We start from the raw sequence: 506 nt of genomic DNA on the forward strand, positions 1-506 counted from the left end.
TGATTATATTGTACCACATCCGGCACATTAGAACAAGTGTTCTCTCGTATTTTTTTGCAATTCATCTCGCCACCTAAAGAGGTGGGAGAATTCTTGCTATATCTTGTTAAAAACATATCAAGAAATTCCTCATTACCGGTTTGTAAATAGTCAACTGTATTATTCTCTGACAAACGATTTATTAAAACTTCTTGCAATTTCTGCATCTGTGATGCATTTAGTACCTCTGCCATATCATTGATAATGTTATAGATTTCTTTACCCATAAAAACACCCCCCTTTTTGAAGGAGTATAGCGCAGAAAAATCAGCACATCAACAGAGTGCAAGACTGGAATTTGGTGTGTGCTTTATAAATTTTTTCCAATCCACTCAAGTTCGTTCATGGAATCCTTATTTTTTTCAAGTTCATCTCTGGCTGTTGCATAATATGATTTTTTGAAAAGCATATCCCATGAAAGATATTTTGCCATACAGTCAAACTGCTTATCAATCAGCTCATACTGG

The 506-nt window shown here is 34.8% G+C and carries 2 pseudogenes; both read right to left on the reverse strand.

The features are described from left to right. Positions 1-266 (reverse strand): annotated as a pseudogene (locus ACTNA4_RS16125) (hypothetical protein); the annotation flags it as partial. A gap of 83 nt (positions 267-349) precedes the next feature. Then, positions 350-506, reverse strand: a pseudogene (locus ACTNA4_RS16130) (flavodoxin family protein); the annotation flags it as partial.

Source organism: Bariatricus sp. HCP28S3_A7, assembly GCF_052066375.1.
Classification (GTDB): Bacteria; Bacillota; Clostridia; order Lachnospirales; family Lachnospiraceae; genus Allocoprococcus.